The organism is Vibrio sp. 1CM2L (assembly GCF_023161695.1).
GTDB lineage: Bacteria > Pseudomonadota > Gammaproteobacteria > Enterobacterales > Vibrionaceae > Vibrio > Vibrio coralliirubri.
Genome location: NZ_JALNTT010000025.1, coordinates 1 through 564 on the forward strand (window position 1 = coordinate 1; position 564 = coordinate 564).

Sequence of the window (564 nt, forward strand, 5' to 3'; positions counted from 1 at the left end):
GTATCGGTACCATCTGACACATCAAAGCCGAAGTTTACGTCGCCATTGAAGTTTTCATTCGGAGCAAAGGTGTACGTACCATTACCGTTATCGGTCAAGATACCGTCGCCACCATCGTAGGTCACACCTTCAACCGTTAGGTTATCGCCTTCAATGTCTGTAGCACCGGTTAACAGGTCTGCATCAGTAAAGAGGAGCGTGCCGTCTTCTTCAACGCTGAATTGTTGATCTTGAGGGACTGGCAGGTCATTAACTGGGTTAACGGTTAGGTCAGCTGATGCTTGAACCGTATTGGTACCATCTGAGATATCGAAGCTGATATCGATGTCACCATTGAAGTTCTCATCTGGCGTGATGGTGAAGCTGCCGTCATCATTAGCTACAACCGTCGCATCTCCACCAACCGTAAGGTCGCTAGCTGTTAGGTCGTCGCCTTCAACATCTGATGCTTGTGATAAAAGTTGCTCTTGGCTTAGACGAATCGAACCGTCTTCGTCGATTGAGTACGCTAGGTCACCAGACACTGGCGCATCATCAACGGCAGTTACGCTTACGTCGATGTTT

General features: G+C 48.4%; 1 protein-coding gene. It reads right to left on the reverse strand.

Going from position 1 to position 564, the window contains the following annotated elements; all coding sequences use genetic code 11:
* Positions 1–564, reverse strand: a 564-nt coding sequence (locus MSG34_RS24120; RefSeq protein WP_248339614.1) for a cadherin-like domain-containing protein, incomplete at both ends; no start/stop codon positions are given.